Consider the following 21,639-nt stretch of genomic DNA (forward strand, 5'->3'; position numbering starts at 1 on the left):
CGCAGTCTTCAGGGGCACCCGCACCAGCCGGGTGCCCCTGAAGCCGTTCCACGCACTAGAGCGACTGGGCCGCGGGCTTCACCATGCCCCGGACGGTGCGTGACTTCACGAAGTCGCCCACCGCGGTCATCTCCCACTCGCCGGAGAACTGCTTGATCAGCTTGGCCATGATCACGCCCGTCTGGGCTTCGGCGCTCGTCAGGTCGAAGCGGACCAGCTCCTCGCCGGTGGCCGCGTCGATCAGCCGGCAGTAGGCCTTGGCCACCTCGGTGAACTTCTGGCCGGTGAAGGAGTTGACCGTGAAGACCAGACCGGTCGCCTCCGCCGGGATGCGGCCCAGGTCGACGACGATCACCTCGTCGTCCCCGGCGCCCTCACCGGTGAGGTTGTCGCCCGAGTGCTTGATGGCGCCGTCCAGGATGGAGAGCTTGCCGAAGTAGCAGCTGTCCAGGTGGTTGCGGTTCGGCCCGTAGGCGATCACCGACGCGTCCAGGTCGATGTCCTTGCCCCGGAACGCGGGCTCCCAGCCGAGGCCCATCTTGACCTGGGAGAGCAGCGGCCGGCCGCCCTTGACCAGCGACACCGTCTGGTTCTTCTGCAGGTTGACCCGGCCCTTGTCCAGGTTGATCCGGCCCGAGGCCGGGGCCGCCGGAGGGGCAGCGGGCGGGGCCGGCGGCGCGGCGGGCACCGGCGGGGCGGCGAGCCTCGGGTCCACCGGTGCGGCGGCGGGTGCCGGGGGCGCCGCGGGGGCGGGTGCGGCGGCGGGCACCGGGGCGGCCGAGGGCTCGTCCTCGACGGAGACGCCGAAGTCGGTGGCGATGCCCGCCAGCCCGTTGGCATAGCCCTGGCCGACCGCGCGCGCCTTCCAGGCCCCGCCCCTGCGGTACACCTCGATGACCACGAGCGCGGTCTCGGCGCCCAGCTGCGGCGGGGTGAAGGTGGCGAGCGCGCTGCCGTCGTCCGCGTTGCGCACGGTGGCGGTCGGCTCGATGCCCTGGAAGGTCTGACCCGCTCCGTCCGGGCTCGCGGTCACAACGATCTTCTCGATGCCGGGCGGCACCGCCGCGGTGTCCACCACGATCGCGTCGGGCGCCGTGCCGCCGCCGGAGCGGTAGGTCACACCGGGGCCCGAAGGCTGGTTGTAGAAGATGAAGTCGTCGTCGGAGCGCACCTTGCCGTCGGCGGTGAGCAGCAGGCCCGACACGTCGAGCCGCACCGGAGCGGCGACGTCCACCGCCACGCGGGGGGCGGAGAGAGGGATGTTCGAGCCAGGTGTCATAGCGGTCATGCCGGGGCTAACGAATGACCCGGCTTTGCCGTTCCCTTACCTAACGAGCTCGTTAGTGCGGCCAGATCGGCGGGTTGGTGCAGAAGTGGCCGCCGAGGTGGGCGTGGTCCGGGTTGTCCGGGTCGAGTTCGCCCTGCTCGGCGATGAGTTTCGCCGCGTACGGCTCCGAGTCGTCCTGCGGGTCGTAGCCGAGCGAGCGTGCCGAGGCCAGGTCCCACCAGAGCCGGGTGTTGTCGGACGAGCCGTGGATGACCGTGTGTCCGACGTTCTCGGCGGTGAGCGCGGCGTCGAACAGGCGGGCGCCGTCGCCGGGGCTCATCCAGACCGAGAGCATCCGTACGGAGGTCGGTTCCGGGAAGCAGGAGCCGATGCGCACGGAGACGGTCTCCAGCCCGTGCCGGTCCCAGTAGAGCTGGGCGAGATCCTCGCCGAAGGACTTGGAGAGCCCGTAGAACGTGTCCGGGCGGCGCGGGGTCCCGATCGGGATCAGCGGGTCGCCCGGGAGCGGGCGGGGGGTGAATCCCACGGCGTGGTTGGAGGAGGCGAAGACGATCCGCCGTACGCCCTCCGCGAGCGCGGCCTCGTAGAGGTTGTAGGTGCCCTCGATGTTCGCCCGGAGAATCTTGTCGAACGAGGCTTCCAGTGAGATCCCCGCGAGGTGGATGATCGCGTCGACACCCCGCACCGCCTCCCGCAGCGCCTCCGTGTCGGCCAGGTCGGCGGTGATCGCGTCCGGCTCGCCCTCGACGGGGACCATGTCCAGGAGGCGGAGCCGGTAGCCGTGGGCGGGCAGCAGTCCGCGCATCAGGGTGCCGAGGCCGCCTGCGGCGCCGGTGAGCAGGACGGTGCGGGGAGCGGGCATACGCGGATCTCCTCGGTACGGGGGCGGCTGCGCTCGCCGGGTCCTTGGATGGGGTTCACATGCGTGGACAAAATATGGAGCGGGATGGGGTTGCGTCAAGAGGGATCGCCCCGGACCGGCGCGCGGGGTTCCGTCCTCGATCGCCGGACCGGCTTGATTGGAACCCGAGCCCGTCCGGTGCGTGAGGGCGGAACCCCGACTCCGGACCGGGGCGACCTGTCTTGACCCCGGTAAGCCGCTGCTCTAGCGTGAAGGCGTTCATGAATATGGACGCCAGTCAGAATTGTGCACGCCTGAACCGCTCAGGGAGCGCCCGTGACCTCAGCCCCTCTTGCCGCCCGACTCACCGCTGTCGCCGGGCCGCTCTTCTTCCCCGTCACCCCTTACGGACCCGACGGCTCCGTCGACCTCGAGGTCTTCCGCGCGCACGTGCGCACGGGCATCGACGCCGGTGCGGCGGCGGTCTTCGCCTGCTGCGGGACCGGTGAGTTCCACGCCCTGACGCCCGAGGAGTTCCGGCTCGTCGTCGCCGCGGCCGTCGAGGAGACGGCCGGCCAGGTGCCCGTCGTGGCGGGCGCCGGATACGGCACCGCGCTCGCGGTCCAGTTCGCGAGGCTCGCGGAGGAGGCGGGCGCGGACGGGCTCCTCGCCATGCCGCCGTACCTGGTCGTGGCCGACCAGGAGGGGCTGCTGGCCCACTACACGTCGCTCGCCGCCGCCACCGGGCTGGAGACCATCGTCTACCAGCGCGACAACGCCGTCTTCACCCCGCAGACCGTCCTCGCCCTGGCGCAGACGCCGGGCATCATCGGCCTCAAGGACGGCTACGGCGACCTCGACCTGATGCAGCGCATCGTCAGTGCCGTCCGCACCGGACTGCCGGGCCGGGACTTCCTGTACTTCAACGGGCTGCCCACCGCCGAGCTCACCGGCCTCGCCTACCGGGGCATCGGCGTCACGCTCTACTCCTCCGCCGTCTTCGCCTTCGCGCCCGATATCGCGCTGGCCTTCTACCGGGCCCTGGAAGCGGGCGACGACGGCCTCGTCAACGCGCTGCTCGACCACTTCTACCGGCCGCTCGTCGAACTGCGGTCCAAGGGCCGCGGCTACGCGGTCTCGCTGGTCAAGGCGGCCGTCCGGCTCCAGGGGCTGGACGTCGGTGGGGTACGCAGCCCGCTCACCGAGCCGCCCGCCGCGCACATCGAGGAGCTGACCGCGATCATCGCGAGCGGCCGAGCGCTGCTGGAGCGGAACGCCGCCGGCGCCGGGGAGCGCGGGTGAGGACCTCCGCCTTCCTGTACCCCTGGGACGTCGTCGGGGACCCGGACGCGGCCGCCCGCGTCGCGGACCTCGGCGTCCAGCAGGTCACGCTCGCCGCCGCCTACCACTCCACCCGGGCGCTGACCCCGCGGCACCCCGGCCACCGCATCGTCACGGCCGGGCACGCGGCGGTGCTCTACCCGCCGGACGCCGCACGCTGGGCGGGACGCCGGCTGCGCCCCCACGCACAGTCCTGGGTGGACTCGCCGGACCCCTACGCCGAGGCCGCCGAGGCGCTGGCCGGTGCGGGACTCCAGGTGCACAGCTGGGTGGTCCTCGCGCACAGCTCCCGGCTGGGCGCCGAGCACCCGGACACCTGCGTGGTCAACGCCTACGGCGACCGCTACCCGTGGGCCCCGTGCATCGCCCGGCCCGAGGTCCGCGCCTACCTGGTGGACCTGGCGGCGGAGGCGGCGGTGCGCGGCGGTACGCACGGCACCGAGCTGGAGTCCTGCGGCTGGTACGGCTTCGCGCATCTGCACGCCCACGACAAGATCGCGGGCGTCGGCCTCGGTGACGCGGCCCAGTACCTGATGTCGCTCTGCTTCTGCCCCGACTGCCGCACGGGGTACGCGGGTCAGGGCCTGGACGCCGACGAACTGGCAGGGGCGGTGCGCAGGGCGCTGGAGCCGGCCTGGTCCGGCGCCGGCTCGCAGGAAGCCGGCTGGTCCGGCATCGAGAAGCTCCTCGGCGCGGACCTCGCCGCCGCCACGCTCCGGTGGCGCACCGAGGTGGCCCGCGGGCTCCAGGAGTCGGTGGTCGGCGCGGTGCGGGCGGTCGCCGCACCGGACTTCCAGGTGCTGCTGCACGCCGACCCCGCGCCGTACCGCACCGGCGCGAACGTGGGCGTCGGCCCGGAGCACATCCTGTCCGTGGCGGACGGCGTGGTGCTGCCGTGCACCGGCGCCGACCCGGTGCGCGAGGCCGTGCTCGGCCCGTTCGCCGGGCGGGCCGGTGTGCTCGCGGCCAACCTCACGGCGGTGCGCGGGATGGGCGGCAGCCCGGACACCCTGGAGCGCGACGCGCGCCACGCGCTCTCGCTCGGTGCGAACCAACTGCGCCTGTATCACGCGGGGCTGGCATCGGACCCGGATCTGCGGGCCGTCGCCGAAGCGCTCTCACGCCTCGGCCGATGAGGGGAGCGGGCCGGTGGTGACCCTTCGCCGCCGGCCCGTGACCAGCACCGCCGAGACCGCCAGCGCCACCGCTCCCACCAGCACCACCAGAACCGTCACGTCCACCAGCGCGACCAGCCCCGCGCCCAGCGCCAGCGCCACCGCGTTGGGCGCGAACATCAGCGTGCCGGCGGTCGCCGCCGTCCGGCCCAGCAGCGCGTCCGGCGTCTCGCGCTGCACCGCCGTCATCGCGGCGATCAGCACGCACGGCAGCCCGGCCCCGATCAGCCCGCACGCCACCAGCGCCACCGCGTCGTACGGCACCGCGCGCAGCCCCACCGCCACCCCGAACAGGGCGATGCCCGCCGCCGTGAACACCCGCTCCGGCAGCCGCCGCAGCAGCGGTCCGGCCAGCAGCCCGACCGCGACGGACCCGACGCCCTGCGCCATCGAGAGCACACCCGCGTACGCGGGGGAGTGGCCGAGGACCCGGTCCACGACGGCGTACAGCGTCGCCCCGTTGAGCCCGGCGCACAGCATCGTGACCGATCCGGCGAGCACCAGCGGCCGCAGCACCGGCGAACCCCACACCTGCCGCACCCCGGCGCTCCAGCCGCCCGCCCCGCCCCCGCCCGCCGCCGGGGTCGCCCGCCGCACCCGCAGCAGCCCGTAGAGCCCGGCGGCCAGCGCGAAGGAGGCCGCGTCCAGCAGGGCCACCGAGGCGCCGCCGAAGCGCGTGAAGAGCGCCGCGCCGGTCAGCGGGGCCACCAGCTTCATGCCCTCGTTCGCCATCATCCGCAGCCCGTTGAAGTCGCCCAGCAGCCGGGCGTCCACGGCCCCCGCGACCAGTGCCGTCTCCGCCGAGTCCATCAGCACGGAACTCGTCCCGTAGGCCATGAGCACCGCGAACAGGATCCAGACCCGGCCCGCCGAGTCCACCGCGGTCAGGGTGGTCAGCAGCAGGGCCATGACGACGTTCGCCCCGACCAGCAGGGGCTTCCTGGGCAACCGGTCTGCCAACGCGCCCAGGACCGGCCCGAAGAGCACCGGCAGCCAGACGCTGAACAGGGCGAGCGCCGCCAGACTGTCCGAGCCCGTAAGTGACTTGACCCAGATCCCGGCCGCGAGCGACATCGCGGAACTGCCGAACCCGGAGACGACGACCGCCGCGAGGAAGAGACCCGCCGTCCGGTCGCCCAGTACCCGTCCCGTCGCCGAACCCGCCATCGTGCCCACCGAACCTCCCTGACCTGCATCTGTGTTGTGCGATCAGGCTGGCGGCCAAGGCGGGCGCGGGGCATCGGGAGGATGCCGTAGGCCGTCCGGCGGGGCGGCCCGCCGCCGGGATGCGTGTACGGCACACGTCGTAGTCCGGCGAAGTTCTTCTGCCGGAAGCGTTGACGAAACATTCCCGGCGCCTCTAGCTTCATCGCGTCGTACTTCGTACGTCATATATGAGACGCGATACGCGAGATGTGAGAGCCCTTCACCCATGACCTTTGCGCCCACCCCGATTCCGTCCCGCACCCAGTACGTGCTGGAGGCGATCAAGCACGCGATCCTCACGGCGCAGCTGAGACCAGGGCAGGCGCTCGTGGAGACCGAGCTGGCCGCGCAGTTCGGGGTCTCCAAGACCCCCGTCCGCGAGGCGCTCAAGACCCTCGCCGGCACCGGACTCGTCGTCATGAGCCAGTACAAGGGCGTGACCGTGCGCCTGGTCGACGCGACCATGGCGAGGGAGGTGTACGACGTACGGCTCCTGCTCGAACCGGAGGCGCTGCGCCGCTCCATCACCCGCAGGGCCTCGCTCGACGCGGCCCAGGAGGCCCTGGAGCGGGCCGACTCGGCCGGCGACAAGGCGGACAGGTCGCTCGCCAACCGGGACTTCCACCGGGCGCTCTACCTGCCCTGCGGCAACCCGCTGCTGTCGCGGATGCTCGACGAGGTCCGCGACCAGGCGGCCCTCGTGTCGACCGTCGCCTGGGCGACCATCCCGTCCTGGGAGCGGGAGGCGGCCGAGCACCGGGAGATCCTGCGGCTCGCACTCGCCGACGACGCGGACGCCGCGGCCGGCGCCCTGCACGACCACATCGCGTCGTTCGTCCGCCGCGCCTTCCCCGACGACGAGGACGGGGGCGGTGCGGCGTGAACCACCGGCACACCGAAGAAAGGCCGGTCCGCATGGACCTCACACCGCTCAGGGCGGCCCTCGCGGACGTCGTGGCGATCCCGGTCACCCCGTTCGCCGAGGACGGCACCATCGACACCGCGGCGCACCGCGCCCTGCTGCGGAGGCTGCTCGACGGCGGCGTCCGCATCCTCACCCCCAACGGCAACACCGGCGAGTTCTACGCGCTCACCCCCGACGAGCGGCGCTCCGTCACCGAGCTGACCATCGACGAGGCGGGCGGCCGCGCCACGATCCTGGTCGGCGTCGGCCACGACGTGCCGACCGCCGTCGCCGCCGCCGAGCACGCCCGGGACACCGGCGCCGAGATGGTGATGGTGCACCAGCCCGTCCACCCGTACGTCTCCCAGGGCGGCTGGATCGACTACCACCGGGCCATCGCGGAGGCCGTCCCCGGACTCGGCGTGGTGCCCTACATCCGCAACCCGCAGCTGGACGGCGAGTCCCTGGCCGTGCTCGCGGACCGCTGCCCCAACGTCATCGGCGTCAAGTACGCCGTCCCGGACGCCGCCCGCTTCGCCGCCTTCGCCCGGGACGCCGGCCTGGAACGGTTCGTCTGGATCGCCGGGCTCGCCGAGCTGTACGCCCCCTCGTACTTCTCCGCGGGCGCCACCGGATTCACCTCCGGCCTCGTCAACGTCGCCCCCGGCGTCTCGCTGGCCATGCTGGAGGCGCTGCGGGCCGGCGACCACCCGGCCGCCATGAAGATCTGGGAGCGGATCCGCCGCTTCGAGGAACTGCGCGCCGAGGGGCAGTCCGCCAACAACGTGACCGTCGTCAAGGAGGCCCTGGCCTCGCTCGGGCTCTGCGGCCGCGAGGTCCGCCCGCCCAGCCGGGTGCTGCCCGAGGCGCTGCGCGCCGAGGTCGCGGACCAGGTCGCGGGATGGTCCATATGACCGGCCGCATCACCCCCGAGGAGCTGCGCAGCCACCAGTGGTACGGCACCGACGGGCTCCGCTCCTTCAGCCACCGCGCCCGCACCCGCCAGCTCGGCTACCTCCCCGAGGAACACCTTGGCAAGCCGGTCGTCGCGATCCTCAACACCTGGTCCGACATCAACCCCTGCCACGTCCATCTGCGCGAGCGCGCCCAGGCGGTCAAGCGGGGCGTCTGGCAGGCGGGCGGCTTCCCGCTCGAATTCCCGGTCTCTACCCTCTCGGAGACGTTCCAGAAGCCGACCCCGATGCTCTACCGCAACATGCTGGCGATGGAGACGGAGGAGCTGCTGCGCTCCTACCCCGTCGACGGTGCGGTGCTGCTCGGCGGCTGCGACAAGTCGACGCCCGCGCTGCTGATGGGCGCCGCCTCCGCCGACCTGCCGGCCGTGTTCGTACCGGCCGGGCCGATGCTGCCGGGGCACTGGCGCAACGAGGTTCTCGGCTCCGGCACCGACATGTGGAAGTACTGGGACGACAAGCGGGCCGGACTCATCGGCGACTGCGAGATGGCCGAACTGGAGAACGGGCTCGCCCGCTCGCCCGGCCACTGCATGACGATGGGCACCGCCTCCACCCTGACCGCGGCGGCCGAGGCGCTCGGCGTCACCGTCCCCGGCGCCTCCTCCATCCCGGCCGTCGACTCCGGCCACGACCGGATGGCCGCCCACTCCGGCCTCGCGATCGTCGAACTGGTGTGGCGGCAGCGGAAGCCGTCCGACATCCTCACCGCCGACGCGTACGAGGACGCCGTCGCCACCGTCCTCGCGCTCGGCGGCTCCACCAACGCCGTCATCCACCTCATCGCGATGGCGGGCCGCTCCGGGGTCAGGCTCACCCTCGACGACTTCGACCGCGTCGCCCGCACCGTCCCCGTGCTGGCCAATCTGCGGCCCGGCGGGAAGTACCTCATGGAGGACTTCCACTTCGCCGGCGGGCTGCCCGGCTTCCTGGCCCGGCTCACCGACGTACTGCACCTGGACCGCCCCACGGTCACGCACGACACCCTGCGCGCACAGCTCGACGGGGCGCTCGTGCACAACAGCGACGTCATCCGGGAACGCGACAACCCTCTCGCGGAGGAGGGCGGCGTGGCGGTGCTGCGCGGCAACCTCTGCCCCGACGGCGCCGTCATCAAGCACATCGCCGCCGAACCGCACCTGCTGCGCCACACCGGCCCCGCGGTCGTGTTCGACGACTACCGCGAGATGCAGCGCACCATCAACGACCCGGCCCTGGCCCTCACCCCGGACCATGTGCTGGTGCTCCGCAACGCCGGCCCCAAGGGCGGCCCCGGCATGCCCGAGTACGGCATGCTGCCGATCCCCGACTACCTGCTGAAGCAGGGCGTACGGGACATGGTGCGGCTCTCCGACGCCCGGATGAGCGGCACCAGTTACGGGGCCTGCGTGCTGCACATCGCACCCGAGTCCTACGTCGGCGGCCCGCTCGCCCTCGTCCGCACGGGTGACCCGATCACCCTGGACGTCGAGGCACGCCTGCTCCACCTCGACGTGAGCGAGGAGGAGCTGGAGCGGCGCAGGGCCGAGTGGAGGCCGCCGGCCAACCGGTACGAGCGCGGATATGCGGCGCTCTACCAGGACCAGATCACCCAGGCCGACACCGGCTGCGACTTCGCCTTCCTGGCCCGGCCGGGAGAAGTCCCCGACCCGTACGCCGGCTGAACGGCCCACCGGAATTCCGCGCACCACCCTGTTCGACACGTCGAACGCCATGCGGCAAGCGCTTGCGCACTACACGCATCACCCGCACCCGAAGCACCCGCACCCGTACCCCGTACCACCAGAGAACGGAGACGTGTCATGGCCCAAGCCGCCGCTGTGGCCACACCGCCCAAGGTGCCCAGGCGCCGCTCCGCGAGCCCCCGCCGACTGCCGTACCTGCTGATCGCCCCGGCGGGGCTGCTGATGCTCGGCTTCATCGCCTACCCGGTGATCAGCGTCTTCTACTACAGCCTGCAGAACTACAACGTCACCAAGCCGTGGCGGAACGGCTTCGCGGGCTTCGACAACTTCACCCGGATCTTCACCGAGGACGACCAGTTCTGGACCACCCTGGGCTTCAGCGCCCAGTGGGTGGTCACGCAGGTCGCGCTGCAGCTCACCCTCGGCCTCGCGCTCGCCCTGATCGTCAACCAGACCTTCATCGGCCGGGGCATCTCCCGCGCCATGGTCTTCTCCCCGTGGGCCGTCTCCGGCGTGCTGACCAGCACCATCTGGATCCTGCTCTACAACTCCTCGACCGGCTTCAGCCGCTACCTCGCGGACGCCGGCATCGGGGACTACGGCACCTCGGTGCTCTCCGACACCGGCACCGTCTTCTGGGCCGCGACCGTCGCCGAACTCTGGCGCGGGGTCCCCTTCTTCGCCATCCTCATCCTCGCCGACCTCCAGTCCGTCTCCAAGGAGCTGTACGAGGCGGCGTCCGTCGACGGCGCGGGGCGGCTGCGCCAGTTCTTCCACATCACCCTGCCGCACCTGCGGGACGCGATCATCCTCGCCACCCTGCTGCGCGGCGTCTGGGAGTTCAACAACGTCGACCTGCTCTACACCCTCACCGGCGGCGGCCCGGCCGGCGAGACCACCACACTGCCGCTCTACGTCGCCAACACCGGCATCGAGGGCCACGACTTCGGCTACGCCTCGGCGCTCACCACCGTCGCCTTCGTGATCCTCCTGTTCTGCTCGATCGTCTATCTGCGCCTGAGCAAGTTCGGAGGCGACCACAAGTGACTGCCGCCCTGGCCGAGAAGAACGGCACCCACTCCGCGCACCCGTCCGCGCCGAGCACCCGCCCGCCCACCGCGCACCGGCGCCGCAGGCCCGGCCGCGAGCGCGCCTTCGACGAGGTGCCGCGCTGGCAGATCTACGTACCGCTCGGCATCTACCTGGTCTTCACCCTCATCCCGTTCTACTGGATGCTGCTGTTCGCCGTGCGCCCCGCCGGGTCCACCTCGCTGGTGCCCTGGCCGATGACCGGCGAGCACTTCAACAAGGTCTGGAACGAGCGCAGCTTCGCCGTCTTCTTCCAGAACAGCATGATCGTCGGCATCTGCACCCTGGTCACCACCACGCTCGTCGCACTGGCCGGCGGATACGCGCTGGCCCGGTTCAACTTCCGGATCAAGAACGCCTTCATGCTGGCGCTGCTCTGCTCGCAGTTCATCCCGGGCGCGCTGATGCTCGTACCGCTCTTCGAGATCTTCAAGAACCTCCAGCTGATCAACTCGCTGGGCAGCGTGGTCATCGCCGAGACGGTCTTCCAGCTGCCGCTCTCCATCATCCTGATCAGCGGATTCATCAAGAACGTGCCGGTCTCCCTGGAGGAGGCCGCCTGGGTGGACGGCTGTTCGCGCTTCCGTGCCTTCTGCGCGGTGGTGCTGCCGTTGCTGAGGCCGGGGCTGATCGCGGTCGGCTCGTTCGCCTTCGTGCACAGCTGGAACCACTTCCTGTTCGCCCTGATGTTCCTCAGCGAGCAGGACAAGCAGACGATCCCGGTCGGCCTGAACACCCTCATCGGCGCGGACAGCGTCGACCTGGGCGCGCTCGCCGCGGGCGGGGTGATCGCCGCGGTCCCCGTGGTGATCGTCTTCGCCTTCATCCAGAAGTGGCTGATCACCGGCTTCAGCGCCGGCGCCGTGAAGGGGTGACGGACATGCCGTCACTGCCCACGACCACGCCCGTCCCGATCGTCCTCGCGGGCGCCCGCGGCCACGGCCGCTGGCACCTCGCCAACATCCGCCGTCTCCAGGACCAGGGCCTCGTCCGGCTCGCCGGAGTCTGTGAACTCAGGCCCCTCGACGACGGCGAACTCGGCGCCTTCGCCGGTGAACCCCCCGAGCAGTCGGCCGACTTCGGTGCGCTCCTGGACTCCACCGGGGCCCGCGCCGCCGTCATCTGCACGCCCATCCAGACCCATGCCGGGCTGGCCCTCACCGCCGCCGCACGCGGCGTCCACCTCCTGCTGGAGAAACCGCCCGCCGCGACCCTCGCCGACTTCCAACGGATCCTGACCGGGGTACGGGAGACGGGCATCGCCTGCCAGGTCGGCTTCCAGTCCTTCGGCTCGCACGCCGTGCCCGCCATCCGCGAACTCGTCCGCACCGGCGCCGTCGGCACCGTGCGCGGCTACGGGGCCGCCGGCGCCTGGGTCCGGGACGACGCCTACTACCGGCGGGCGCCCTGGGCGGGGCGGCGGCGGATCGGCGGCACCGACGTGGTCGACGGCGTCCTGACCAACCCGCTCGCGCACGCCGTCGCCACCGCGCTCGAACTCGCCGGCAGCGGCGAGGCGCGGGACATCACGTCGATCGAGACCGAACTCTTCCGCGCCCACGACATCGAGGCCGACGACACCTCCTGCGTACGCCTCACCACCAGGTCCGGCCCGCCCGTCACCGCCGCCGTCACCCTCTGCGCCGAACAGGCCGGGGAACCCTATGTGATCGTCCACGGCGACCGAGGCCGGATCACCTTCTGGTACAAGCAGGACCGGGTCCTCGTCCAGCGCGCCGGACACGGTCCCCAGGAGACCGTCCACGGGCGGACCGACCTACTGGCGAACCTCGTCGACCACCTGACGCACGGCACCGCGCTACTGGCACCACCGCACCGCACCGGCGCGTTCATGGAGGTCGTCGAGGCCGTACGCACCGCCCCCGAGCCGCGCGCCCTGCCCTCCGGCGCCTGGCACACCGCCCCCGCCCTCACCGGCGGCGGCACCCGCCGGGTGGTGCGCGGGATCGACGCGGCCGTCGCGGCGGGCGCCGAAACCCTCACGCTCTTCTCCGAACTCGGCGTCCCCTGGGCGCTCCCTACCGAGGTGAGTTCACCGTGACGACCACCGCACTCCTGAGCTGCGCCGGCCGCCCCGTCGGCCGCTACACCTACCTCCCCGCCCCCGACGGACGCCCCTACCTCCACCCGGTCACCACCCTCGGCGGCACCCCGGTCACCGAGGAGCACCCGGCCGACCACCTGCACCACCTGGGCACCTCCGTCGCCGTGCCCGACGTGGCGGGGCACAACTTCTGGGGGGGCCGCACCTTCGTCCGCGACCAGGGCCCCACCGCACTGGACAACCACGGGATCCAGCGCCACCTCGGCTGGAAGCTCCGCGACCCGGACGGCTTCGTCGAGGAGCTCAGCTGGGAGGCCGGCGACACCGAACTGCTCCGGGAGCACCGCACCGTCGCCACCGCCGAACTCTCCGACACCGCCTGGGCGCTGGACTTCTCCTTCTCGCTCACCAACCGGGGCACCTCGGACCTGTCGATCGGCAGCCCCGCCACCAACGGCCGGCCGGGCGCCGGGTACGGCGGCTTCTTCTGGCGCGCGCCCAAGGAGCCCTCGGCGCCCGCCGTGTTCAGCGGCCGGGGGGACGGCGAGGACGCGGTGCACGGACACGCCGCCGACTGGGTCGCGATGAGCGGCGACGGCTGGACCCTGGTGTTCGCGGGCGCCACCGAGGAGACCCGGCAGGACCCGTGGTTCGTGCGGACCACCGAGTACCCGGGCGTCGGCTCGTCCCTCGCCGCCGCCCACCGGCTGCCCGTCCCGGCCGGCGCCACCGTGGTGCGCAGGGTCGTCACCGTCATCGCGGACGGCCGCCTCGACCGGGACGGGGCCGCCGCCTACGTCCGCCGGGCGGTGACCGCGTGAGCACCGCCCGAGGCGCCCGCCCCTGGACCGCCGACCTCGGGGACGGCACCTACCGCAACCCGGTGCTCAACGCCGACTGGTCCGACCCGGACGTGGTGCGGGTCGGCGAGGACTTCTACCTCACCGCCTCCAGCTTTGGCCGGGCCCCCGGACTGCCGCTGCTGCACTCGCGGGACCTGGTCAACTGGTCGATCGTCGGCCACGCCCTGGACCGCCTCGAACCCGCCGCGGACTTCGCCGTGCCGCGCCACGACCGAGGGGTGTGGGCGCCGTCGCTGCGACACCACGCCGGACGGTTCTGGATCTTCTGGGGCGACCCCGACCACGGCATCCAGCAGATCAGCGCCGAGGACATCCGGGGCCCGTGGACCACGCCCCACCTGGTGAAGGCCGGCAAGGGGCTGATCGACGCCTGCCCGCTGTGGGACGAGGGGACCGGCGAGGCGTACCTGGTGCACGCCTGGGCCAAGTCCCGTTCCGGGATTAAGAACCGGCTCACCGGCCACCGGATGAGCCCGGACGGCCGGGAGCTGCTCGACGAGGGCAAGACCCTGGTCGACGCGGACACGATCCCCGGCTGGTTCACCCTGGAGGGCCCCAAGCTCTACCGGCACGACGGCGAGTTCTGGATCCTCGCCCCGGCCGGGGGTGTGGCGACGGGTTGGCAGGGCGCCTTCCGCTCCCGCGACTTCTTCGGACCGTACGAGGAACGCGTCGTCCTCGCCCAGGGCCGCACCCACGTCAACGGACCGCACCAGGGCGGCTGGGTCCGCACGGCGGCGGGCGAGGACTGGTTCCTGCACTTCCAGGAGCGCGGGGCGCACGGCAGGGTCGTCCACCTCCAGCCGATGAGCTGGGCCGCCGAGGACGGCGGCTGGCCGGTCATCGGCGACGCGGGCGAACCCGTCTCCACACACCCGAAGCCGGCCGCGCCCCGCCAGGTCGCCGAGGCCCCGGCGAGCAGCGACAGCTTCCCCGGTGGCCGCTACGGCAGGCAGTGGCAGTGGACCGCCAACCCCCGCCCCGGCTGGACCGTCGAGCACGGCGGGGACGGGCTGCGGCTCGGCTGCGTACGGACCGCGTACGCGCACGACCTGCGGGCCCTGCCCAACGTGCTGGTCCAGCGGCTGCCCGCCGAGACGTTCACCGCCGAGGTGGACCTCTCCCTGAGCAGCGGGGAGGCGGGCGCCAAGGCGGGGCTCGCCGTGCTCGGGGACGCGTTCGGCTGGATCGGCCTGGAGCGGTCGGGGGACGGGGCCGTGCGGCTCGTGCACCGGTACGCCGAGACCGTCGCCGAACACGAACGGGACGCCGAGCACAGCCGGCCGGCCTCCGAGGGGCGGGCCCGGCTGCGGATCGAGGTGGCTCCCGGGGCCCGCTGCCGCTTCCACGCCGACACGGGGGACGGAACCGGATTCAGGCCCTCGGGCCAGGTCTTCGCCGCGACGCCCTGGCGCTGGGTCGGCGCCCTGCTCGGACTGTTCGCCACCGCACCTGCCGGGACCGGGCCGGCCGGAACGGCCTGCTTCACCCGGTTCCGCACCACCGCCTGACCGTACGAAGCCCCCCACGCAGCAACCCGTCACCCGGACCACCCACAGAGAAGAGCCGACCATGAAGATCTCGAAGACGCAGCGGGGGCGTGCCGCGGCAGCGGTGTCCGTCGCGGCGGTACTCGCGCTGACCGCCACTGCCTGCGGCGACGACGGCAGCGGGAGCGGAACCGAGGGCAGCGGCAAGGGAGAAATCACCTTCTGGGACAACAACGGCGGTCCGCGCACCGCCATCTGGACCGAGATCATCAAGGATTTCGAGAAGGCGAACCCGGACATCAAGGTCAAGTACGTGCCCATCCCGATCGCCGACGTGCAGTCCAAGTACGACACGGCCATCGCCGGCGGCGGGCTGCCGGACGTGGGCGGCGTCGGCACGGCCTACCTCGCCAACATGGTCTCGCAGGAGGCGCTGGAGCCGCTCGGCGACCGGATCACGGACTCCGCGCTCAAGGGCAAGCTCGTCGAGGGCATGGTCGAGAGCGTCAAGGACGCGGGCGGCCGGGGCGACGACATGTTCGCGGTGCCGACCTCCGCCAACAACGGCGCCCTCTGGTACCGCACCGACCTGTTCGAGTCCGCGGGCCTGAAGGCACCCACCACCTGGGCCGACTTCTACAAGGCGGCCGACAAGCTCACCGACGCCAAGAAGAACAAGTTCGGCTACACCATCCGGGGCGGCGCCGGCTCCATCGCCCAGGCCATGGACGCCGCGTACGGCCAGTCCGGCATCACGGAGTTCTGGAACGGCGACACGACGACGCTCAACGACCCGAAGAACGTCGCCGCGCTGGAGAAGTACGCCGCGCTCTACAAGAAGTCGACGCCTGCCGCCGACGTCAACAACGACTTCACCAAGATGGTCGCCCAGTGGGACACCGGCACCATCGGGATGCTCAGCCACAACCTCGGCTCCTACCAGGACCACCTGAAGGCCCTGGGCAAGGAGAAGTTCGCCGGCATACCCAACCCCATCGGGGACGGCGGCACCCGGGTCCAGGTCTCCAACCCGGTCGACGGCCTCGGCCTGTTCCGGTCCAGCAAGAACAAGACCGCCGCCTGGAAGTTCATCGAGTTCGCCGCCTCGCACGCCTCGAACAGCAAGTGGAACGAGTCCGCCGGCGCCATCCCGGCCAACACCGAGGCCGCCAAGGACCCCTGGATCAGCGCGACGGAGCCGACCGAGCTGGCCGCGAAGGCCCTCACCGACGGCTCCACCAAGATCGTGCAGCTGCCGTACTACCTGCCCGACTGGAACAACATCAGCAAGGCGGACAACGAGCCGGAGTTCCAGAAGCTGCTGCTCGGCAAGGTCACTGCCAAGGCCTTCCTGGACAAGATCGCCGAAGAGCTGAACAAGGCCCAGGCGGAGTGGAAGGAGATCGGCAACGGCTGATCCGGCCGCCCGCCGGGCCGGCACCCCGGCGACCGGGGGCCGGCGGCGGTTCGGGTCGCGTCCCGCCGCCGGCCCCCGCTCGCCCGCACTTCTTCTCCGGTACTCCGTACCGCGGTGCGCACGTCGTCGTACGCACCGCTACGCATCCACGAGAGAGGCAGTTTCATCGTGTCACTCACTCGCAGGCAGACCGCGGCGGCCATCGCCGCGCTGCCCCTGGTGCTCGCCACCGGCACCGCGGCGGCGGCGCACAGTCCGGGCGGCCGCCCCCGTACCGTGCACATCGCCGGCGATTCGACGGCCGCACAGAAGTACGCCGACGCGGCGCCCGAGACCGGCTGGGGCATGGCCCTGCCGTTCTTCCTCGGCCGCCCCCTGGCCGTCGCCAATCACGCGATGAACGGCCGCAGTTCGAAGAGTTTCATCGACGAGGGACGGCTCGCCGTCCTGCTGCGAGAGGTGCGCGAGGGCGACCTCCTGCTGATCCAGTTCGGACACAACGACGAGAAGACCGAGGATCCGGCCCGCGGTACCGACCCGTACACCACCTACCAGGACTGTCTGCGCCGGTACGTGCACGGCGCACGGTCACGCCGGGCGCGGCCGGTCCTGCTCACCCCGGTGGAGCGCCGGCGGTTCGCCGAAGACGGTACGGCGAGGCCCAGCCACGGCGAGTACCCGGCCGCGATGCGCGCGCTGGCCGCCGAGGAGCGCGTTCCCCTGCTCGATCTCCAGGCGCTCACGCTCGCGCGCTGGCAGGAACTCGGTCCCGACGGCACGACGGCGTACTTCAACTGGCTGGAGCCGGGCCGGTCTCCGAACTACCCCGACGGGCAACAGGACAACACGCACTTCCAGCCCCGCGGCGCCATCGAGGCCGCGCGGCTCGTCGCCCGGGCACTCGTGGCCGGGAAGGTACTCGCCCCGCGCGAGGTACGGCGCACCGATTCCGCGATCCCGCTCGAATGGATCACCTGGCCGCAGGCCTGACGCCGGCCGCCATCCCCGTTCCTCCTCACCCCTTCTCACCTCACCTCACCACCGAAGGAACCGCCATGCCCGCACGCATCTGTCATGCTCGCGCCATCGCCCTGGTGATGGGCTGCGCCTCCCTGGCGCTCGCCGTTTCCGTTCCCGCCCAGGCCACCGGGCATCCGGGCGGAGCCCCCAAGGGCATCGACCGTGCCGTCCTCGCCGAGAACGACGGCTGGGCCGCCGCCGAGGGCTCCACCACCGGCGGCTCCGCCGCCACCCCCGACCACGTCTACACCGTGAGCAACCGGGCTGAACTCATCGCCGCCTTCGAGGACGCGGGCGACGCACCGAAGGTCATCAAGATCGACGGCACCGTCCACGGGAACTCCGACGCCGAGGGCACCCCGATCGGCTGCGAGGCGTACCAGGCCGACGGCTACACCCTGGACAAGTACCTCGCCGCCTACGACCCGGCCACCTGGGGCCGCACCGAGGTTCCGTCGGGCCCCCTGGAGGACGCCCGGCTCGCCTCGGCCAAGCTGCAGAAGGCCGCCGTGAACGTCTACGTACCGTCCAACACCACGCTCATCGGCGTCGGCAAGGACGCGACGGTCATCGGTGCCAGCCTCCAGATCCAGAACGTCTCCAACGTCATCGTCCGGAACATCTCGTTCGAGGACACCTACGACTGCTTCCCCCAGTGGGACCCCACCGACGGTGAGACCGGGCACTGGAACTCCGAGTACGACAACCTCGTCGTCTACGGATCCGACCACGTCTGGGTCGATCACAACACCTTCAGCGACGGTGACCGCCCCGACGCCGACCAGCCGGTCTACTTCGACGAGCGGTACCAGCAGCACGACGGGCTCTTCGACATCGTCAAGGGCGCCGACCTCGTCACCGCCTCGTACAACGTCCTCAAGGACCACGACAAGACGATGCTCATCGGCAACAGCGACGGTGCCGGTGCCACCGACAGCGGCAAGCTCCGGGTCACCCTGCACCACAACCTCTTCAAGGACGTGAACGAGCGCGCGCCCCGCGTCCGCTTCGGGCAGGTCGACTCGTACAACAACCACTTCGTCGCCACCAAGGGCAGCGTCTACGGCTACACGTACGGCATCGGCTCGAAGTCCCAGCTCGTCGCCGAGCACAACGCGTTCAGCCTCAGCGGTGAGTTCGACAAGGCGAAGATCCTCAAGAAGTGGTCCGAGTCCTCGCTCACCGCGGCGGACAACTACGTCAACGGCCGCCGGACGGACCTCATCGCCGTCCACAACGCGGGCGTTCCCGAGGAGCAGCTCACCGCGGGCGCCGGCTGGACGCCGACGCTGCGCACCAGGGTCGACCACCCGCTGTTCGTGCCCCTGATCGTCGGCCTCACGGCCGGCGCCGGCCGGATTCCGGGTGCCTGACCACTCATAGCCCGTACCGGACGGGACTCCCACCGGTGGCCTCTCCGCCACCGCGCGGATCCCGTCCGGCCCCGTCGCGCACCCGCGTAAGGAAGTACCGACATGCCCAGCAGACGCAGCGCCCTGTCCCTGCTCGCGGGCGGCAGCGCCGCCCTCGTCCTCGCGGCGGCAGCCCCCGCCGCGCACGCCCACGGCCGGCCCGACGCACACCGCCCCTTCGGACGCTACGGCTCACCGTCCCGGCGCCTCGATGCCGCCACGCTGTACGTCGACGTCCACGGCAGGGGCGACCACACCACCGTCCAGGCCGCCGTGGACGCCGCTACCGGCCCCGGCCGCACCCTGGTGATCGCCCCCGGCACCTACCGCGAGACGGTCGGCATCCCGGCCGACCGGACCGGCCTCACCCTCATCGGGGCGAGCGGCGACCCGCACGACACCGTCATCGTGTACGGCAACGCCAACGGCACCCCCCGGCCCGACGGTTCGGGAACCTACGGCACCAGCGGATCCGCCACCGTCACCGCCCGGCCCGCCGGACTCACCGCCCACGGCCTGACCTTCGCCAACGACTGGCTGCGCGCCGACCACCCCGAATACACGGGGACCCAGGCCGTCGCCATCAAGGTGCAGGGCGACCGCTCGGCGTTCTACGGCTGCCGCTTCCTCGGGCACCAGGACACCCTGTACGCCGATTCCCCCGCCCTGTCCGACTTCGCCCGCCAGTACTACCGCGACTGCTACGTCGAAGGAGACGTCGACTTCGTCTTCGGCCGCGCCACCGCCGTCCTCGACCGCTGTCACTTCCGCACCCTGACCCGCACCGACCTGGCGGCCGCGCCCTACGGCTTCGTCTTCGCACCCAGCACCGCCGGCGCCAACCCGCACGGCTACCTGGTGCTGCGTTCCGCCGTCACCAGCACCGCGCCGGACGGGTACTTCAGACTGGCCCGCCCCTGGGTGCCCTCCTCCGACCTCACCGCACACCCCATGCTGACCGTGCGCGACAGCCTGCTCGGCGCGGGAATCGACACGGACGAGCCCTACGGGACCATGGCCGCGGGCTTCCCCTGGCAGGAGCAGCGGTTCGCCGAGTACCACAACACCGGCCCCGGCGCGCGCGTCACCGTGCCCGCCAACCGCCCCCGGCTGACCGCCGCCGAGGCACGCCTGCACACCCCGGCCGCCTGGTTCGGCGACTGGCGCCCGTCACGTCGCGCGGCTGCTCACTCGTAACCGATGTCCGATGCGCCGGCTGCCGGGGCAGGGGAGTTCGTTTCCCGCTGCGGGCCGGTCAGCGGTCCCGGCCGAAGGAGGCGCGCACCGAGGCCCGTTGGCCGGAGGCGCGGACGGCGTGTGCCGTCAGGTAGTCGCCCGAGGCGTCCCGGGCGCCCTCCGCGTGGTTGTACTGCCCGGCGAACGTGTGCGTGCCGGCCGGGACCGTCCGCCCCGCCCTCAGCGTCCAGCGGTAGACGAGGAAGCCGCCGTCCTCGGTCGCGGACACCGCGAAGTCCCGCTCGGGCAACGAGCGCCAGGAACCGGTGCCGGCCACCCCGCCGGTGAGCGCGATCCGCAGCTCGACGGTGAGCGAGGAGAGCGGTTCGCCCGTCCGCAGCGTCACATCGCTCTGCGCCCAGTACGCGTTGCTGTGCGGGTCGACGGCGCCGTCCGCCCGCAGCGGCCCGTCCTCGGCGCGCGGCGCACCGCCGGGCGCGGACGGCGTGGCGACGGCGGACGGCGGGGCCGCCGCCCGCTCCCCGGACGGCCCGTCCCCGTCCGCCGAGGTGACCGCGAACGCCCCGGCCGCCAGCACCGCGCAGACCGCCGCCGTCGCCCCCGCGACCCGCAGCCACGGCGTCGCCGCGCGAGGCGGGCGCACGACCCGCACCGACGGGCGGCCCCCGGCCATGCCGCGCGCCACCCGGGCCCGCATCCGCTCCCGGTCCGGCCGGTGCGCCTGGGCGGCGTCCCGCAGCCGCCGGGGCAACTCCTCGTCCATCACTGGCCTCCTCCGGTGCGCTGCGCCGCGACGGCCACGTGCACGTGCGCGGCGGGCGTATCGGGACCGAGCAGCCGCTGCAGTTCCGCGACGGCGCGCGAGGTCTGGCTCTTCACCGTACCCACCGAGATCCCGAGCACCAGTGAGGTGTCCCGCTCGGAGAGGTCGAAGGCGTGCCGCAGCACCACGCAGGCGCGCTTGCGGAACGGCAGCCTGCGCAACGCCTCCTGGACGTCGACCACCGCCGACACGTCCGGGTCCTCGACCGCGTACCCGTCCCCGCCGCCGCGCGGCGCCCAGAACAGCGCGATCCGGCGGCGCTCGCGCACCGCGCTGCGGATCCGGGTCCTGGCCAGGTTGGCGACCACCCCGCGCGCGTACGCCACCGGATGATCGGCGTTCCTGACCCGGTCCCAGCGGTGCCAGAGCGCCAGCAGGGCGTCGGCGGCCAGGTCGTCGGCGGCGTCGGCCTCACCGGTCAGCAGGCGGGCGAGCCGGGCGAGTTCGGCGTAATGGGCCTCGAAGAACGCATGGAACTCGGCGGCGGCATCGTCGGCGTCGATGGATGTGCCCACAGCTACCCCGTCCCTGCGCTCGGATGCCGGTGCCCGCGTCGGCCCCGGCCGTGCACGTTGCCGGCCGGGTACGCCCCGGACACGGCCCATGGTGTGCGGGCGGGGGGCGAGAGCGTACCAGCGCACCCCGGAAGCGCTTCGACACGGGTGCGTAACCAAGTAAGGTGCACCGCGGCGAAATCCTGAAGGGCCCGGGACACGCGAACACCCGGGGACACGCGAACGCCCCGGTATCCCGAACGGCGGGTTCTATCGATCCCCGCAACACCCTGGAGTTCAGGGAGTTGCGGGGATCGTGGATTTCGCGGTGTTGAAGGCGCGGTTCTTCGAGGCG

At 72.2% G+C, this 21,639-nt stretch carries 19 protein-coding genes; 14 read left to right on the forward strand and 5 right to left on the reverse strand.

All coding sequences use genetic code 11. The features are described 5' to 3' along the window. Window positions 1–55 precede the first annotated feature (55 nt). Both ACGFU6_RS36460 and ACGFU6_RS36465 read right to left on the reverse strand, forming a co-directional pair. Window positions 56–1,288, reverse strand: a complete 1,233-nt coding sequence (locus ACGFU6_RS36460; RefSeq protein ID WP_393616859.1) for a TerD family protein — start codon at window positions 1,286–1,288, stop codon at window positions 56–58. Between the two features lie 52 nt (window positions 1,289–1,340). Further along, window positions 1,341–2,150, reverse strand: coding sequence for an NAD-dependent epimerase/dehydratase family protein (locus ACGFU6_RS36465; RefSeq protein ID WP_393616860.1), 810 nt, complete (start codon window positions 2,148–2,150; stop codon window positions 1,341–1,343). A 315-nt stretch (window positions 2,151–2,465) separates the two neighbouring features. On the opposite strand from ACGFU6_RS36465, the gene ACGFU6_RS36470 reads away from it, so the two are divergent. Together ACGFU6_RS36470 and ACGFU6_RS36475 are read left to right on the forward strand one after the other, a co-directional pair. Then, on the forward strand, window positions 2,466–3,431 hold the full coding sequence (locus ACGFU6_RS36470; protein ID WP_393616861.1) for a 5-dehydro-4-deoxyglucarate dehydratase: 966 nt from the start codon (window positions 2,466–2,468) through the stop codon (window positions 3,429–3,431). After that, window positions 3,428–4,606, forward strand: coding sequence for a hypothetical protein (locus ACGFU6_RS36475; RefSeq protein WP_393616862.1), 1,179 nt, complete (start codon window positions 3,428–3,430; stop codon window positions 4,604–4,606). The genes ACGFU6_RS36470 and ACGFU6_RS36475 overlap by 4 nt, the downstream gene beginning before the upstream one ends. Here the strand turns inward: ACGFU6_RS36475 and ACGFU6_RS36480 are convergent. Beyond that, window positions 4,589–5,812: an MFS transporter gene (locus ACGFU6_RS36480; protein ID WP_393616878.1), complete on the reverse strand. Its 1,224-nt coding sequence runs from the start codon at window positions 5,810–5,812 to the stop codon at window positions 4,589–4,591. The two genes, ACGFU6_RS36475 and ACGFU6_RS36480, sit on opposite strands and share 18 nt — an antisense overlap. 265 nt (window positions 5,813–6,077) lie before the next feature. On the opposite strand from ACGFU6_RS36480, the gene ACGFU6_RS36485 reads away from it, so the two are divergent. From ACGFU6_RS36485 to ACGFU6_RS36540, 12 genes are all read left to right on the forward strand, one after another. Further along, window positions 6,078–6,734 (forward strand): GntR family transcriptional regulator, encoded by a 657-nt coding sequence (locus ACGFU6_RS36485; protein ID WP_393616863.1) that lies wholly within the window; start codon window positions 6,078–6,080, stop codon window positions 6,732–6,734. A gap of 32 nt (window positions 6,735–6,766) precedes the next feature. Further along, window positions 6,767–7,669: a dihydrodipicolinate synthase family protein gene (locus tag ACGFU6_RS36490; protein ID WP_393616864.1), complete on the forward strand. Its 903-nt coding sequence runs from the start codon at window positions 6,767–6,769 to the stop codon at window positions 7,667–7,669. Next, window positions 7,666–9,393 (forward strand): L-arabinonate dehydratase, encoded by a 1,728-nt coding sequence (gene araD / locus ACGFU6_RS36495; protein ID WP_393616865.1) that lies wholly within the window; start codon window positions 7,666–7,668, stop codon window positions 9,391–9,393. The genes ACGFU6_RS36490 and araD overlap by 4 nt, the downstream gene beginning before the upstream one ends. Window positions 9,394–9,531: 138 nt before the next feature. Next, a complete protein-coding gene (locus ACGFU6_RS36500) occupies window positions 9,532–10,461 on the forward strand; it encodes a carbohydrate ABC transporter permease (RefSeq protein WP_393616866.1) in 930 nt (309 codons plus the stop codon). Then, on the forward strand, window positions 10,458–11,378 hold the full coding sequence (locus ACGFU6_RS36505) for a carbohydrate ABC transporter permease (protein ID WP_393616867.1): 921 nt from the start codon (window positions 10,458–10,460) through the stop codon (window positions 11,376–11,378). The genes ACGFU6_RS36500 and ACGFU6_RS36505 overlap by 4 nt, the downstream gene beginning before the upstream one ends. Before the next feature lie 5 nt (window positions 11,379–11,383). Then, on the forward strand, window positions 11,384–12,565 hold the full coding sequence (locus ACGFU6_RS36510) for a Gfo/Idh/MocA family protein (RefSeq protein WP_393616868.1): 1,182 nt from the start codon (window positions 11,384–11,386) through the stop codon (window positions 12,563–12,565). Then, window positions 12,562–13,389 carry a PmoA family protein gene (locus tag ACGFU6_RS36515; RefSeq protein WP_393616869.1) on the forward strand — a complete coding sequence of 276 codons (828 nt, stop codon included), beginning with the start codon at window positions 12,562–12,564 and terminating at the stop codon, window positions 13,387–13,389. The genes ACGFU6_RS36510 and ACGFU6_RS36515 overlap by 4 nt, the downstream gene beginning before the upstream one ends. Continuing rightward, a complete protein-coding gene (locus ACGFU6_RS36520; protein ID WP_393616870.1) occupies window positions 13,386–14,942 on the forward strand; it encodes a family 43 glycosylhydrolase in 1,557 nt (518 codons plus the stop codon). The genes ACGFU6_RS36515 and ACGFU6_RS36520 overlap by 4 nt, the downstream gene beginning before the upstream one ends. A gap of 61 nt (window positions 14,943–15,003) precedes the next feature. Beyond that, window positions 15,004–16,338 (forward strand): ABC transporter substrate-binding protein, encoded by a 1,335-nt coding sequence (locus ACGFU6_RS36525; RefSeq protein ID WP_393616871.1) that lies wholly within the window; start codon window positions 15,004–15,006, stop codon window positions 16,336–16,338. A 168-nt stretch (window positions 16,339–16,506) separates the two neighbouring features. Next, a complete protein-coding gene (locus ACGFU6_RS36530; protein WP_393616872.1) occupies window positions 16,507–17,328 on the forward strand; it encodes a rhamnogalacturonan acetylesterase in 822 nt (273 codons plus the stop codon). Window positions 17,329–17,393: 65 nt separating this feature from the next. Continuing rightward, a complete protein-coding gene (locus tag ACGFU6_RS36535) occupies window positions 17,394–18,731 on the forward strand; it encodes a polysaccharide lyase family 1 protein (protein ID WP_393616873.1) in 1,338 nt (445 codons plus the stop codon). A 102-nt stretch (window positions 18,732–18,833) separates the two neighbouring features. Further along, on the forward strand, window positions 18,834–19,967 hold the full coding sequence (locus ACGFU6_RS36540; RefSeq protein ID WP_393616874.1) for a pectinesterase family protein: 1,134 nt from the start codon (window positions 18,834–18,836) through the stop codon (window positions 19,965–19,967). Window positions 19,968–20,025: 58 nt separating this feature from the next. Here ACGFU6_RS36540 and ACGFU6_RS36545 read toward each other — a convergent pair whose 3' ends face one another. Together ACGFU6_RS36545 and ACGFU6_RS36550 are read right to left on the reverse strand one after the other, a co-directional pair. Continuing rightward, window positions 20,026–20,730 (reverse strand): hypothetical protein, encoded by a 705-nt coding sequence (locus ACGFU6_RS36545; RefSeq protein WP_393616875.1) that lies wholly within the window; start codon window positions 20,728–20,730, stop codon window positions 20,026–20,028. Further along, window positions 20,730–21,305: a SigE family RNA polymerase sigma factor gene (locus ACGFU6_RS36550; RefSeq protein WP_393616876.1), complete on the reverse strand. Its 576-nt coding sequence runs from the start codon at window positions 21,303–21,305 to the stop codon at window positions 20,730–20,732. Before ACGFU6_RS36550 ends, ACGFU6_RS36545 begins: the two co-directional genes overlap by 1 nt. Between the last annotated feature and the right edge of the window lie 334 nt (window positions 21,306–21,639).

The organism is Streptomyces sp. NPDC048462 (assembly GCF_043200175.1).
GTDB lineage: Bacteria > Actinomycetota > Actinomycetes > Streptomycetales > Streptomycetaceae > Streptomyces.

What these genes read in the sequence shown, in the direction of transcription:
- ACGFU6_RS36460 (WP_393616859.1), bottom strand. Translation starts at nt 1,288, where the DNA reads ATGACCGCTATGACACCTGGCTCGAACATCCCTCTCTCCGCCCCCCGC.
- ACGFU6_RS36465 (WP_393616860.1), bottom strand. Translation starts at nt 2,150, where the DNA reads ATGCCCGCTCCCCGCACCGTCCTGCTCACCGGCGCCGCAGGCGGCCTC.
- ACGFU6_RS36480 (WP_393616878.1), bottom strand. Translation starts at nt 5,812, where the DNA reads ATGGCGGGTTCGGCGACGGGACGGGTACTGGGCGACCGGACGGCGGGT.
- ACGFU6_RS36485 (WP_393616863.1), top strand. Translation starts at nt 6,078, where the DNA reads ATGACCTTTGCGCCCACCCCGATTCCGTCCCGCACCCAGTACGTGCTG.
- ACGFU6_RS36490 (WP_393616864.1), top strand. Translation starts at nt 6,767, where the DNA reads ATGGACCTCACACCGCTCAGGGCGGCCCTCGCGGACGTCGTGGCGATC.
- araD (WP_393616865.1), top strand. Translation starts at nt 7,666, where the DNA reads ATGACCGGCCGCATCACCCCCGAGGAGCTGCGCAGCCACCAGTGGTAC.
- ACGFU6_RS36500 (WP_393616866.1), top strand. Translation starts at nt 9,532, where the DNA reads ATGGCCCAAGCCGCCGCTGTGGCCACACCGCCCAAGGTGCCCAGGCGC.
- ACGFU6_RS36510 (WP_393616868.1), top strand. Translation starts at nt 11,384, where the DNA reads ATGCCGTCACTGCCCACGACCACGCCCGTCCCGATCGTCCTCGCGGGC.
- ACGFU6_RS36525 (WP_393616871.1), top strand. Translation starts at nt 15,004, where the DNA reads ATGAAGATCTCGAAGACGCAGCGGGGGCGTGCCGCGGCAGCGGTGTCC.
- ACGFU6_RS36535 (WP_393616873.1), top strand. Translation starts at nt 17,394, where the DNA reads ATGCCCGCACGCATCTGTCATGCTCGCGCCATCGCCCTGGTGATGGGC.
- ACGFU6_RS36540 (WP_393616874.1), top strand. Translation starts at nt 18,834, where the DNA reads ATGCCCAGCAGACGCAGCGCCCTGTCCCTGCTCGCGGGCGGCAGCGCC.
- ACGFU6_RS36545 (WP_393616875.1), bottom strand. Translation starts at nt 20,730, where the DNA reads ATGGACGAGGAGTTGCCCCGGCGGCTGCGGGACGCCGCCCAGGCGCAC.